Annotated in this window: 10 protein-coding genes; 5 read left to right on the forward strand and 5 right to left on the reverse strand. The window is 70.0% G+C overall.

From position 1 onward, the window contains the following. The first annotated feature begins 48 nt into the window (after positions 1–48). Both NR798_RS16415 and NR798_RS16420 read left to right on the forward strand, forming a co-directional pair. Positions 49–897 (forward strand): DUF692 domain-containing protein, encoded by an 849-nt coding sequence (locus NR798_RS16415; protein WP_375772413.1) that lies wholly within the window; start codon positions 49–51, stop codon positions 895–897. Next, positions 894–1,610: a DUF2063 domain-containing protein gene (locus tag NR798_RS16420; RefSeq protein WP_375772414.1), complete on the forward strand. Its 717-nt coding sequence runs from the start codon at positions 894–896 to the stop codon at positions 1,608–1,610. Before NR798_RS16415 ends, NR798_RS16420 begins: the two co-directional genes overlap by 4 nt. A 51-nt stretch (positions 1,611–1,661) precedes the next feature. On the opposite strand, the gene NR798_RS16425 is transcribed toward NR798_RS16420, so the two are convergent. The 5 genes from NR798_RS16425 to NR798_RS16445 all read right to left on the reverse strand — a co-directional run bounded on the left by NR798_RS16425 (position 1,662) and on the right by NR798_RS16445 (position 7,943). Continuing rightward, positions 1,662–4,004 (reverse strand): hypothetical protein, encoded by a 2,343-nt coding sequence (locus tag NR798_RS16425; protein WP_375772415.1) that lies wholly within the window; start codon positions 4,002–4,004, stop codon positions 1,662–1,664. A 151-nt stretch (positions 4,005–4,155) separates the two neighbouring features. Beyond that, positions 4,156–4,896: a carboxypeptidase-like regulatory domain-containing protein gene (locus NR798_RS16430; RefSeq protein ID WP_375772416.1), complete on the reverse strand. Its 741-nt coding sequence runs from the start codon at positions 4,894–4,896 to the stop codon at positions 4,156–4,158. Beyond that, positions 4,896–6,545: a caspase family protein gene (locus tag NR798_RS16435; protein ID WP_375772417.1), complete on the reverse strand. Its 1,650-nt coding sequence runs from the start codon at positions 6,543–6,545 to the stop codon at positions 4,896–4,898. The genes NR798_RS16430 and NR798_RS16435 overlap by 1 nt, the downstream gene beginning before the upstream one ends. 19 nt (positions 6,546–6,564) lie before the next feature. After that, entirely contained in the window at positions 6,565–7,353 is a 789-nt protein-coding gene (locus NR798_RS16440) for a hypothetical protein (RefSeq protein ID WP_375772418.1), read from the reverse strand. Between the two features lie 5 nt (positions 7,354–7,358). Then, entirely contained in the window at positions 7,359–7,943 is a 585-nt protein-coding gene (locus NR798_RS16445; protein WP_375772419.1) for an RNA polymerase sigma factor, read from the reverse strand. Positions 7,944–8,068: 125 nt separating this feature from the next. Here NR798_RS16445 and serC point away from each other — a divergent pair, with 125 nt between their 5' ends. From serC to NR798_RS16460, 3 genes are all read left to right on the forward strand, one after another. Beyond that, positions 8,069–9,157, forward strand: a complete 1,089-nt coding sequence (gene serC / locus NR798_RS16450; RefSeq protein WP_375772420.1) for a 3-phosphoserine/phosphohydroxythreonine transaminase — start codon at positions 8,069–8,071, stop codon at positions 9,155–9,157. Positions 9,158–9,188: 31 nt separating this feature from the next. Continuing rightward, positions 9,189–9,749, forward strand: a complete 561-nt coding sequence (locus NR798_RS16455) for a chalcone isomerase family protein (RefSeq protein ID WP_375772421.1) — start codon at positions 9,189–9,191, stop codon at positions 9,747–9,749. A gap of 191 nt (positions 9,750–9,940) precedes the next feature. After that, on the forward strand, positions 9,941–12,034 hold the full coding sequence (locus tag NR798_RS16460; RefSeq protein WP_375772422.1) for a M13 family metallopeptidase: 2,094 nt from the start codon (positions 9,941–9,943) through the stop codon (positions 12,032–12,034). The last annotated feature ends 2 nt before the right edge of the window (positions 12,035–12,036 follow it).

The following is a 12,036-nucleotide window of genomic DNA, read 5'->3' on the forward strand; positions in this document are numbered from 1 at the left end:
CTCTTCCCGCCGCCCGTGTCTTTTTCTGGCCGTGATTCTTCTGGAGGGTTGCCGGTGAGCTACGCGCGCAGACATGGGCTGAAGCCGCTCGGGGCGGGCATCGGGTTGCGGCGCGAGTTCTACGCGCGGCTCCCGGACACCTCCCGCGCCCTGGACTGGGTGGAGATCGTCCCCGAGAACTTCCTCACCCTGGGGGGCCGTCCGCAGCGCGCGCTGGATGCATGCGTGGAGCGCTGGACGGTGCTGCCGCATGGGGTGGCGCTCAACATCGGCGGGCCGGAGCCGCTCGACGAGGACTACCTCTCGCGGCTCAAGGCGCTGGTGGAGCGGGTGGACGCGCCCTTCTTCTCGGACCACCTCTGCTACTCGCGGCTGGGCGGGGCGTACCTGCATGACCTGCTGCCGTTGCCCTTCTCGGAGGAGGCGGTGGAGCACGTGGTGCCGCGGGTGCGCGAGGTGAAGGAGCGGGTGGGGCGGCCCTTCCTGCTGGAGAACCCGAGCTACTACGCGCGCATGCCGGGGGGCACCCTGGACGAGGCGGCCTTCCTGCGGCACGTGGCCGAGGAGGCGGACTGCGGCCTGCTGCTGGACGTGAACAACGTGTACGTGAACGCGCGCAACCACGGCTACGAGCCAAGGGCCTTCATCGACGCGCTGCCGCTGGAGCGGGTGGTGCAGATCCACCTGGCGGGCCACGAGCAGCGGCCGGACGTGCTCATCGACACGCACGGGGCACCGGTCTGCGATGAGGTGTGGTCGCTGTACCGCTACGTGCTCGAGCGCACGGGGCCGGTGTCGACGCTGATGGAGTGGGACCAGGACATCCCCTCGCTGGAGGCCGTGCTGGACGAGGCGGACCGGGCGCGCGCGGTGCTGGCGCAGGCGGTGGCGCGATGAAACCCGGGCTGCATGGCTTCTTCGCGTCGATGGAGCAGTACCTCACCCGGCCGGGCCCGGACGCGCTGGAGCGGCTGTACACGGCGCACCCGGGCTGGGACGCGCCGCACTCGCGGGTGGCGCTCTACGGGCAGATGGTGCGCCACCACGTGACGTCCACGCTGGAGAAGCTCTACCCGCTCACGCGCGCGGGCGTGGACGAGGCACGGTGGGCGGAGCTGGTGCGGGCGTACGAGGCCTCGCGTCCCTCGCGCTCCTTCGAGATGAACGGGCTGGGCGAGGGCTTCCCCGGCTTCCTCGCGGACGAGGCGGCGGCGCGCGGGCTGCCGGACTTCCTGCCCGCGCTGGCGCGCTTCGAGTGGACGGACTTCGCGGTGTACACGTCGATGGAGCCGGTGCCGGAGCGCGTGGAGCGGCTGACGGTGAACCCGACGCTGGCGGTGCTGGAGCACCCCTTCCAACTCTGCGCGCACGTGCGGCGGCAGGGGAGGGGAGCGCCGGAGCCGGGCCAGGAGATGGCGCTGCTGTGGCGTCACCCGGAGCGGCTGGTGACGATGTTCCTGGCCGCGAACGATCGCTCGCTGCTGGCGTTGAAGATGGCGGTGGAGGGATTGACGCCGCCGCAGGTCTCGGCGGCCACCGGCGTGGCCGAGGCCGACATCCGCGCCGCGGTGGAGTCGTGCGTGGCGGACGGCCTCGTCCTGTCGCCCTGAGACGTCACCGAGCGGCTCCGGCGTCCACCGGAGCCGCCCAGGTGGGCACTGCTACCGGATGTCGACCTGGCAGGTGTTGCCGCTCGTACCGGTCACGCACTTCAGACCATCGCAGCACGCGGAGGCGCCGCCGCAGGCCTGGCCGACGCCGGAGCACGGCGGGGTGCAGGTGCAGTTGCCGCCCGTGCAGTCCGCGCCGGTGGTCTTGTCCAGGCAGCGCAGCCCGTCGCAGCAGGGCGCGACCGTCGAGCAATCCTCGAAGGACGGCGCGCACGACGGAATCGCCTGGCACACGCAGGCGCCCGCCACGTCACAGGGGATGGGCGGATCCTGGTTGAGCTGCACGCACTGCAGGCCGTTGCAGCACGTGGCGCCGCCGCCGCACCCCTCGCTCTCCGTGGCGCACCCGTTGCTCACGAAGTAGCTCGCCCACTGGGCGATGTGGTTGGACGTGTTGATGTCCTGGAAGGGCAGCGCGAAGGCCGCGTAGGACGGATCCCCCGAGCCCACCTTGTCCGGGTCCACCGCCGCCATCCACAGCAGCGTGCTCCACGGGTTCTCACCCGAGGTGGACGTGAGCGGCTGGCGCAGGCCGTACTTGCGCGAGGAGGAGAACGTCACCCACATGAGCCGGCTCGTCTCGCCGTTGTTGCCGCGCGTCACGAAGGGGCTCCACTTCGGGTAGCTGTTGGTCAGCTTCGTCTCCCCGTTGTCCAGCACGCCGCCCCTGTTGGCGTTGGTCAGCTCCACCGGCGTGGCATTGGCCTCGAGCTTCGCGGCCCACAGCTTCGCGGTCGGGTCCGTGTCGCTGTTGCAGTCGGTGTGCGAGTCGGAGCCGGTGGGACAGGTGGACTCGTTGTAGACGAGGAAGGAGGAGTCTGGGGCGATGGCCGGGTAGTAGCGGTTCAGCCCGTACACGGACGGCACCACCGTCACCGGATCGTTCCAGCCGCCCGTCTTCGCCGTCACCATCTTGATGGCGCCCTTGTAGCTGCGCTGGTTCGTCCCGACCTTGCCCATGGACATGAAGGCGATCTTCTGGCCGTCCGCGCTCCAGTCCGGGTGGTTGGCGGGGCTGGCCGAGGTGCCGGTGTTGGGGATCTCCCCCTCGTAGGCCGCGTCCGTGCCGCTGAAGAGCTTCAGGTTGTAGGTATTGGCGCCGCTGTCGGCGTAGGCGCCGACGAACTTCGTGCCGTCCGGGTTCCAGGACTCGAAGTTGCTCAGCTTGGTGGCGCTCTGCGCCAGGTTCACCTTGTCCGTGGAGGAGTTGAAGGTGGACAGGTCCACCAGGGCGAGCCGGCCGTCGTTCTGGCCGTTGACCTCGGCCACCAGCTTCTTGCCGTTGCGGCTGAGCGCATGGCAGCCCACGCAGCTGATGCCGGTGCTGTTGACGTTGCTGGCCCGGAGCACGGACGTGGCGCTCGGGGTGCCGGTGCCGGCGAAGTCATAGCGCATCACGCCGGTGCCCCCCGACGTCGTCCAGTAGTAGAGGGCGCCCTTGATCTCCGCGCGGGCGAACTGGAGGGAGATGGGATCGGAGACGCCCACCTTGCCCGTGCCCGAGTCATCCGTGGCGCGCACGATGAGGCGCACCGGCTGGCCACCGCGGTTGCTCTCGGCCAGGAACTTCCACACCTTGTCCTCGGGCGTGTAGATGCAGCCGCGCTGTCCCGACGGCACCGCGCCCGAGGGCGGCGTGAAGCCGGTGGGCAGGTAGCAGCGCAGGTAGACGCGCACGTCCGTGATGGTGTTGGAGAACCGCAGCTCGAAGAGCGAGTTGGTGCTGGGGCCCGAGAGGAAATGGATCTCCAGCTGCCCCAGGTTGGGCGGCACCATGACGCCGTTGTTGGGGTAGACGATCTGCGGCTTGAGCGCGGCGTCCACCGTGCCGCCGAAGCGGCCGTCCGGGTTGGCGGGCACGGGGGTGGTGCCGCCGGGCGCCGTGGTGTCCGACACCTTCTGGTCCAGCTTCACCGTGATCTCGGTGGAGACGGACGTGGTGCCAATGCGGGCGCGCACGAAGCTGGTGCCGCCCACGGTGGCGCTCGAGTTGAAGTTGGCCCCGATGAAGGTGCCCAGCCGCGTATCGTCGATGCTGAAGGTGGACTGGCTCGTCACGTCCTCCGTGTGCCCGTCGGTGTAGGTGCCGATGACGGTGAAGCGCTGCGACACCCCGGTGCTGCCCGTGACGGTCAGCAGCGGCTTGACGGGGGTGATGGCCAGCGCGCCCAGCGTGGGGCCGCCACCGCCGTCGGGGTCGCCTCCGCCGTCCGTTCCGCCGCCACCATCGGGTCCACCATTCAGGCCGCCGTCCGCCGTGTTACCGGCATCGGGCCCACCGTTGTTGGTGCCGCCGCCGCAGGAGGAACAACCAGACAGCGCGGTCGCTGCCATCAGGATTCCGAGGAGCCAGGTTTTCTTCCACATGGCCCGCTAGCGTAACGCTGTTTCCGACGTATGGCTCGGGCTTCCTGGGGCGCTGCCCTGGAGGGCATCCATCCGCAAACGCCCCCCGCGTTTCCCAGTTTTCGAGAATGTCGGCGCTTCAGGGCATGCCGGGGGGCTGGCACCGCTCGTCGCGGCAGGAGAGGCCCGGGGCGCACTGCTCATCCGAGACGCACTCCTGGCACTGGCCCTCCGGGGTGCACGGAAGGCTGCGCTCGCAGCCGATGGTGCCACAGCCGCGGTGGAGGAAGCCCTGGTCGTCGTCGTTCGGCTCGGGCAGCTGGATCCTCACTTCCTTGGACTCGCTCTCCTTCACGCACGCTTCCGTCGCCTTCGCGGGGAAGCCGGTGGCGGAGGCCTCCAGCGTGTAGCAGCCCTCCGGGAGGGGACCCACCCGCAGGCTCCCGTCCTCGAGGAGCCGCTGCTGCTGGAAGGGCGTGCCCGTCACGGACACCAGCCCACCTTCCACCAACTGGCGCGCGGGTCCCCGCACCCGCAGGTCCAGGAAGCCGCCAGCGCGGGGCACCACGTCCTCCAGGCGCGCCGAGCCGCCTCCGGGCACCACCACCGGCAGCCGCACGGCCTTGTCCGCGCTGGCCACGATGAAGAGCTCCACCGGGCCGGCCGGCACGCCCTCCAGCACGAAGGTGCCATCCCCGGCCACGGGGCCGCGCAGCTCCGGGTGGCCCACCAGCGACACCACGGCCACCAACGGGTCGGCCTCGCGGAGGTAGCCCCGTACAGTGCCCGTCCGGAAGGGGGCGTTGTCGAATCCCCCGCATGCGCCCGTGACGAGGGCGAGGGCGAGGGCCATCATCACGCTGTAGCTGGTCTGGCGCATCAGAAGCGGTACCCCACTCCGGCCCATCCGCCGGAGAAACCCACGGCCTGTCCCTGCCCATCCACCACCACGTACGTCACCATCAGCTGCGTCTGCGCGGCCAGCTCCAGCCGCTCGCCCAGCCGCCACACCACGCCGCCCACCACGCCAGGGCTGAAGGTGAAGTACTGCTGCGCTCCGGTGAAGGCCTCCGTCTGGAAGGACCGCTGGAGGTACAGAGCGGCCACACGCGGGCCCGCATAGAGCGACAGCCGGTCCCACCGCCACGTGTAGGGCACCGCGGCCCCCAGTGACAGCGAGGTGTAGGTGAAGGGCACCGAAGCGCCGGGCGCCAGGTGGAGGCTCTGCCGGCCCCGGCTGCCACTCAGGTCGAAGACGAGGCTCAGGTCCGGCAGCGGCCGCTCCTCCAGCCGCAGCACCAGCGCCAGCTCCGGCGAGGCGGGCAGCAGCTCGTTGCGGCTGCGCGCGTCGACGAAGGAGAACATGCCGCCCATCAGCGACAGCGAGCGCCGCGGCAGGCTCCCCGCCAGCAAGCGCTCCAGCGGCAGCCGCTCGCCCGCGCCGATGTCCACCACCTGGCGCATGAGGACGTCATCCCCCTTGGTGAGCTCCACGGTGCGCCGGCCCGGCGGCACCGCGGCGCCTCCGGGCAGCTCCGTGCGCGGCTCCCCATCCACCTTCAGCGTGAAGCCGTCCAGCCGGGGGTTGTACGAGAAGAGCTCCGGGCGGCCCGTCCGATCGATGTGGCCGGAGAGCACCACCGGATCCGCCCCCACCTCGAGGATCTCCGCCGAGGGCCGCTGCCGCCCCTCGGTGAAGGCGTAGGTGTGGCGGCGCGCATGGTCATGCGCCTCGGTGGCCGTGACGGCGCCGTCGAAGTTGCGGTCCGCCGCGCCATTGAGCCCGTCGATGAGGAAGTGGGTATAGATGTCGTTGCGCAGCCCCTCGTCCTCGCGGGCCGTCTCGCCCCAGTCGCAGGCGGCGAACACCATGGAGGCGCGGCTCGACTCCTCGAGGGGCCGTGCGTAGAAGCCGGACTTGATGCCGGCCAGCTCGGCCTCCAGCTCCCGGGGCAGCAGCGACTTGCCGCTGCCGCTGTGGCAGGTGGCCAGCACCATGAGCCGGCGGCGCGAGGGCAGCTGGTCGAACTCGGCCTTCAGCTCGTCCATGGCCAGCGCCGTCTGGGGGATGGCCCGGAACGAGGCATCCGTGGTGACCAGGTAGCGCTTGAGCTCGCCCTTGCCGTCGCGCGCCAGCGTGCCGTGCGCGGAGAAGTACACCACCACCACGTCATCCGGCCGGGTGGCCTGCTGCCGCAGCTCGCGCAGCGCGCCGAGGATGGCCGCCCGCGTCGTCTCCTCGGACCGGGTGAGCACGCGCACCTGATCGAAGTGGCCGCGCGCGGGATCCCTGAACGCTCCGGCCAGGTCCTCCGCGTCCTTGGCGGAGTAGCGCAAGTCCCTCCACTGCTCGTCCTGGAACTGCGACACGCCCACCAGCAGCGCCAGGCGGCGGGGGGCATAGGCCTGGGACAGGGCGCGCTCGTCCACCTTCACGGACACGAGCCCTCCCTTCCCGCCCTTGTCGAGCGAGGCCGGGCTCGCGCAGGCCGCGAGCACCGCCAGGAGTGCGAAGACGAGTCGTCTCACCGTGGGCGGGATTGTGCCCTCAATGGCCTCGCACGTGGAGATCGAACCGATTGATGGCCAATACGGAACGCTCCTGCATGTCGCCTCGGGTGAGTGCTTCACGCACCTCCTCCGGGGCAGGCACCTGGCCCGAGGGGAAGCCCACCAGCCAGAAGGTGAGGGGGCCGGACTCGCCCTCCAGGCTGATGCCCACCAGGCCCTGGGGGCCTTCCAGCTCGTGGGTGCCGGCCTGGAGGAGGAAGCGGCCGAGCAGCTCGGGCTCCGCGTTCGCGCGCTGCTGGAAGAGGAGGGCCTCGCCGGCCTCGGTGGCGTGGTAGCGCAGCATCAGCACGTCCCGCTCCGAGGCGGTGGTGCCCGGGTCCACCCGGCGCAGGTGGCCGTCCGGCTCCCGGGCCACCATGGACGTCTCCAGGGCGAGGGTGCCCACGCCCTTCTCCCCGTTCCAGGCCTCCTTCTGCCCTCGGGGCGGCTGCACCTGGGCGCGGGTGAGGACGACGAGCCCCGCGAGGCCCGCCGCCAGCGCCATGGCCGCGGCCACCTTGCGCCAGGGCCCCGGGGTGGGGCCGCGCAGGCCACGGCGGACGCGGGCGTAACCCACCTCGTCCAGCCGGGGCGCCTCCGGCCGGACGGGCGCGAGGTGGAGCAGCACGGAGTCCACCCGTCCATCGAGCAGCCCGGGGCCGGGAGTCCTCGCCAGGAAGTCGATACAGGCCTCGCACGGGTGCGCCAGGTGTTCGCGGAAGTACGCCACCGCCTCCGGCTCACCGGCGTCCAGGGCTCGCAGGGCTTCGGTATCCAGGTGTCTCATGCGACCTACTCCCACCGTCCAGCGAGCACGCGCCGGAGCAGCTCCTGCTTGATTCGGGCCCGGAACCGCTCCAGGCGCATCGTCACCGCGCTCTTGCCCACCCCGAGCTGCTCGGCGATCTCCCGGGCGGACAGCTCGCCCTCGACGTAGAAGAGGTACACGGTCTTCTTCTCCTCGCCCTCGGGCAGCTCGGCGATGAGCTGGCGCACCACGGCCATGTCCCGCTCGAGCTGAAGGGCCTCGGGCACCACCGAGACGGTCTCCGGCTGGGGGTCGGAGACCTCCTCGTCCATGCGGCGCGTCTGGCCCTTGCGCTCCAGGCGGGTGCGGGCCCGGTTGCGGGCGATGGACAGGAGCCACGCCTCGAAGGCCGCCGGCTCCTTGAGCCGGGGGAGTGCCTTGAAGGCGCGCACGTAGGTCTCCTGAATCACGTCTTCCACCTCATCCGCGTCCAATGGGGCGAAGCTGGCCGTCAGCCGGGCCACCAGGGGCCGGGTCCGCCGGTACAGCTCGCTGAAGGCAGGCGTCTCCCCTCGTGCGGCCCGCACCACCCACTCCGTCAGCTCCCGAGAGGAACCCACCCGGCTCATGGACCCACCCCGCGTCGCACCGGCCACACGCTGGCCGGTGGACGGACGCCGCGCTTCCCGCTTCCCCTGGGGGGGGCGTGGGGCAGAATGGCCGTGCGGTTGTTCACTTCCATGAGGACATGACCATGCGCGTCATCAACTTCAACGCCGGCCCCGCCGGGTTGCCACTGCCCGCCCTCGAGCGCGCGCGGGACGAGCTGCTCGATTTCCAGGGTTCTGGCATGTCCATCATGGAGCACAGCCACCGGGGCAAGGAGTACGAGTCCGTCCACAACGAGGCCATCTCCCTGCTCACCGGGCTGCTGGGCATCCCGGACACCCACCAGGTGGTCTTCCTCACGGGCGGGGCCTCGCAGCAGTTCGCCCAGGTGCCGATGAACTTCCTGCCCCCGGGCGCCAGCGCGGACTACCTGATGACGGGGGTGTGGAGCGAGAAGGCCTACGAGGAGGCCAGGCTGGTGGGCCAGGCGCGCATCGCCGCCACCACGGTGCTGGCGGACAAGCGCTACGCGCGGGTGCCCCGGCAGGACGAGCTGCAGTTGGATTCCAAGGCGGCCTACGTCCACCTGACGAGCAACAACACCATCTACGGCACGCAGTGGCACCGCTGGCCCGAGGTGGGGGACGTGCCGCTGGTGGCGGACATGAGCTCGGACTTCCTGTGGAAGCCGATGGACGTGAGCCGCTTCGCCTTCATCTACGCGGGGGCGCAGAAGAACCTGGGCCCCTCGGGCGTACTGATCGCCGTGGCGCGCAAGGACTTCATCGCCCGCGGCCGCAAGGACATCCCGAAGATCTTCCGCTACTCGACCCACGCGGAAAACAACTCGCTCTACAACACGCCGCCGACCTTGGCCATCTACCTGTGCCGCAACGTGCTGGCGTGGGCGAAGCAGGTGGGCGGGCTGGCGCAGTTGGAGACGTGGAACCGGCAGAAGGGCGAGCTGCTCTACGGGGCGCTCGACAAGCACGCGGGCTTCTACCATGCGCCGGTGGAGCGGGAGTCGCGCTCGTACATGAATGTCGTCTTCAAGCTGCCCACGCCGGCGCTGGACGACCAATTCGTGGCCGAGGCGAAGAAGGCGGGGATGGTGGGCCTCAAGGGCTACCGCACGATGGGCGGCATCCGGGCGTCCATCTACAACGCGGTGACGGTGGACAACGTGCGGACGCTGGTCTCCTTCATGGAGGAGTTCGTGCGGAAGAACGGCTAGGGTGTTCGCCTCCACCCTGTCAGGAGGGGTCATGAAGAACGCCACGCTGTTCGCCGTCGTGATGGCCGTTGTGCTCGCGCTGCCCGCCGCCGCCAAGGAGGTCTCGGGCGTGCAGTTCCCCGACACGCTCAAGGCCGAGGGCAAGGAGCTGAAGCTGAACGGAGCGGGCCTGCGCAAGAAGTTCGTCTTCAACGTGTACGCGGCCGGCCTGTACGTGGAGAACCCGTCGCAGAGCGGGCAGCAGGTCATCGAGTCGGACCAGGTGAAGCGGGTGCGCCTGTCGATGCTTCGCGACCTGGACAAGAAGACGATCACCGAGGCGATCGTCGACGGGTTCAAGAAGAACTCGAAGGACAAGCTGCCGGCGCTGCAGCAGCGGCTGGACACGTTCACCGCGGCGATTCCGGACGTGAAGAAGGGCGAGGAGCTGCTGCTGACGTACGTGCCGGGCAAGGGCACGACGATCGAGAGCAAGGGCGGGCAGAAGATCTCCGTGGAGGGCAAGGATTTCTCGGACGCGCTCTTCTCGGTGTGGCTGGGGAAGAGCCCGGTGGACGAGAGCCTCCGGGACGGAATGCTGGGCAAGGAGTAGCCCCCCAGCAATCACCACCCCGCGCAACCCCCTCACCCCCGTGACCAGAACCCCTCGCCCTCCGGGAGAGGGACGGGGTGAGGGTGCCGAGCGTCCCGGGTTGGAATGTCCGTGTCATCCAGACGTTGCAGCGGGCCGTGCGCCGGGTAGGGTGCGGCCCGCTTCGACTTCCCCACACGGAGAAACACTGGATGAGAAAGGCACTACTCGCCGCCTGCTGTCTCGTGGTGACCGCCTGCAAGACGGCGGAGCCCGCTCCCACGCCCGCACCGACGCCGCCCCCCCAGGAGCAGCCGGCGCCCGAGGTGAAGCCGCTGCCGCCCGGCCTGGATGGCGCGGCGCTCAACGAGCAGGCGAACCCGTGCGAGGACTTCTACGAGTACGCGTGCGGCAACTGGGTGAAGAGCACGGAGATCCCCGCGGATCGCCCGCGCTGGTCACGCGGCTTCGACTCCATCGCGGCGCGCAACGAGGAGGTGCTCCGGGAGATCCTCGAGGGCGCGTCCACGGGCAAGGCCCCCGAGGGGACGGCCTACGCGCAGAAGCTCGGTGACTTCTACGGCGCGTGCATGGACGAGGCGCAGCTGGAGGCCTCGCTGCCGGCGCTGAAGGCGGAGCTGGCGAAGCTGACGGCGGTGAAGAACGCGAAGGACCTGGCGCAGGTGGTGGGCACGATGCACGCGCGCAGCGTGTTCCCGCTCTTCCGGATGGGCTCCAGCAACGATCTGAAGGACGCCAGCCAGATGATCGGCGAGGTGGACCAGGGCGGGCTCGGGCTGCCGGACCGGGACTTCTACCTGAAGGACGACGAGAAATCGAAGGGGCTGCGCTCGGCCTACGAGGAGCACCTGAAGAACCTCTTCGTGCTGCTGGGCGAGACGCCGGAGCAGGGGGCGAAGAGCGCGGCGTCGGTGCTGGGGACGGAGACGGCGCTGGCCAAGGTGTCCCTGTCGCGCGTGGAGCGCCGCGAGCCGAAGAACCTCTACCACCGGCTGGAGCGCAAGGGCCTGAAGACGGAGGCGCCGGCCTTCCCGTGGGACGTGTACTTCATGGCCGCGGGCGCGAAGGATGTGCAGGCGCTCAACGTCACGCACCCGCCCTTCTTCAAGGAGGTGGAGCGGCTGGTGAAGTCGGCGAAGCCGGAGACGTGGAAGCCGTACCTGACGGCGCATTACGTGCTGAGCGTCATTCCGGCGCTGCCCAAGGCCTTCCAGGAGGAGCGCTTCCGCTTCACCTCGCAGAACCTGACGGGCGCGAAGGAGGACGTGGCGCGCTGGAAGAAGTGCGTGCGCTTCACCAACGGCGCGCTGGGCGAGGCGCTGGCGCAGCCCTTCATCGCGAAGACGTTCGGCGTGGAGGGCAAGACGACCACGCAGCAGATGGTGGTGGAGATCGAGAAGTCCTTCGAGCGCAACCTGGACACGCTGGCGTGGATGGACGCGCCCACGCGCGAGCAGGCGCTGGTGAAGGTGCGGAAGATCGTCAACAAGATCGGCTACCCGGACCGGTGGCGCAACTACGACGCGCTGAAGGTGGAGCGCGGCTCGTTCCTGGGCTCGTGGGTGAGCGCGTCGGCGTTCGAGCAGGCGCGGCAGCTGGCGAAGATCGGCAAGCCGGTGGACAAGGACGAGTGGCTGATGTCGCCGCCCACGGTGAACGCCTACTACAACCCGCCCTTCAACGAGATCGTCTTCCCCGCGGGCATCCTGCAGCCTCCGTTCTTCAACCGCGATGCGACGGCGGCGGTGAACTTCGGGGCCATGGGGATGGTGGTGGGGCATGAGATCACCCACGGATTCGACGACGAGGGCCGCCAGTACGACGCCGAGGGCAACCTGCGCGACTGGTGGACGCCGGGCTCGGACAAGGCCTTCCGCGAGCGCGTGGCGTGCGTGAAGGACCAGTACGACGGGTACACGGCGATCGACGAGCTGAAGGTGAATGGCGCGCTGACGCTCGGCGAGAACGTGGCGGACCTGGGCGGGCTGAAGCTGGCGCACGCGGCCATGGAGGCGTGGATGGCGAGGGACCCGGAGGCGGCGAAGCAGGTGAATGGCTACCGCTACACGCCGAGCCAGCAGTTCTTCCTGGGCTACGCGCAGTCGTGGTGCTCGAAGTACCGGGATCCGTTCGCGCGGCAGATGGCGGTGACGGATCCGCACTCGCCGCCGTACTGGCGGGTGAACGGGCCGGTGGGGAACCTGAAGGAGTTCCAGCAGGCCTTCCAGTGCAAGGAGGGCGCGAAGCTGGTGCGCCCGGCCGCGCAGCACTGCGAGGTCTGGTAGCC

Origin of the sequence: Archangium gephyra (assembly GCF_042230915.1) — a bacterium.
In the GTDB taxonomy this organism is placed as follows: Bacteria; Myxococcota; Myxococcia; order Myxococcales; family Myxococcaceae; genus Archangium; species Archangium gephyra_B.

Bases quoted from the DNA above. Each gene is read 5' to 3' on its own strand.
- NR798_RS16445 (WP_375772419.1), bottom strand. From the start codon at position 7,943: ATGAGCCGGGTGGGTTCCTCTCGGGAGCTGACGGAGTGGGTGGTGCGG.
- NR798_RS16440 (WP_375772418.1), bottom strand. From the start codon at position 7,353: ATGAGACACCTGGATACCGAAGCCCTGCGAGCCCTGGACGCCGGTGAG.
- serC (WP_375772420.1), top strand. From the start codon at position 8,069: ATGCGCGTCATCAACTTCAACGCCGGCCCCGCCGGGTTGCCACTGCCC.
- NR798_RS16420 (WP_375772414.1), top strand. From the start codon at position 894: ATGAAACCCGGGCTGCATGGCTTCTTCGCGTCGATGGAGCAGTACCTC.
- NR798_RS16455 (WP_375772421.1), top strand. From the start codon at position 9,189: ATGAAGAACGCCACGCTGTTCGCCGTCGTGATGGCCGTTGTGCTCGCG.
- NR798_RS16430 (WP_375772416.1), bottom strand. From the start codon at position 4,896: ATGCGCCAGACCAGCTACAGCGTGATGATGGCCCTCGCCCTCGCCCTC.
- NR798_RS16425 (WP_375772415.1), bottom strand. From the start codon at position 4,004: ATGGCAGCGACCGCGCTGTCTGGTTGTTCCTCCTGCGGCGGCGGCACC.
- NR798_RS16460 (WP_375772422.1), top strand. From the start codon at position 9,941: ATGAGAAAGGCACTACTCGCCGCCTGCTGTCTCGTGGTGACCGCCTGC.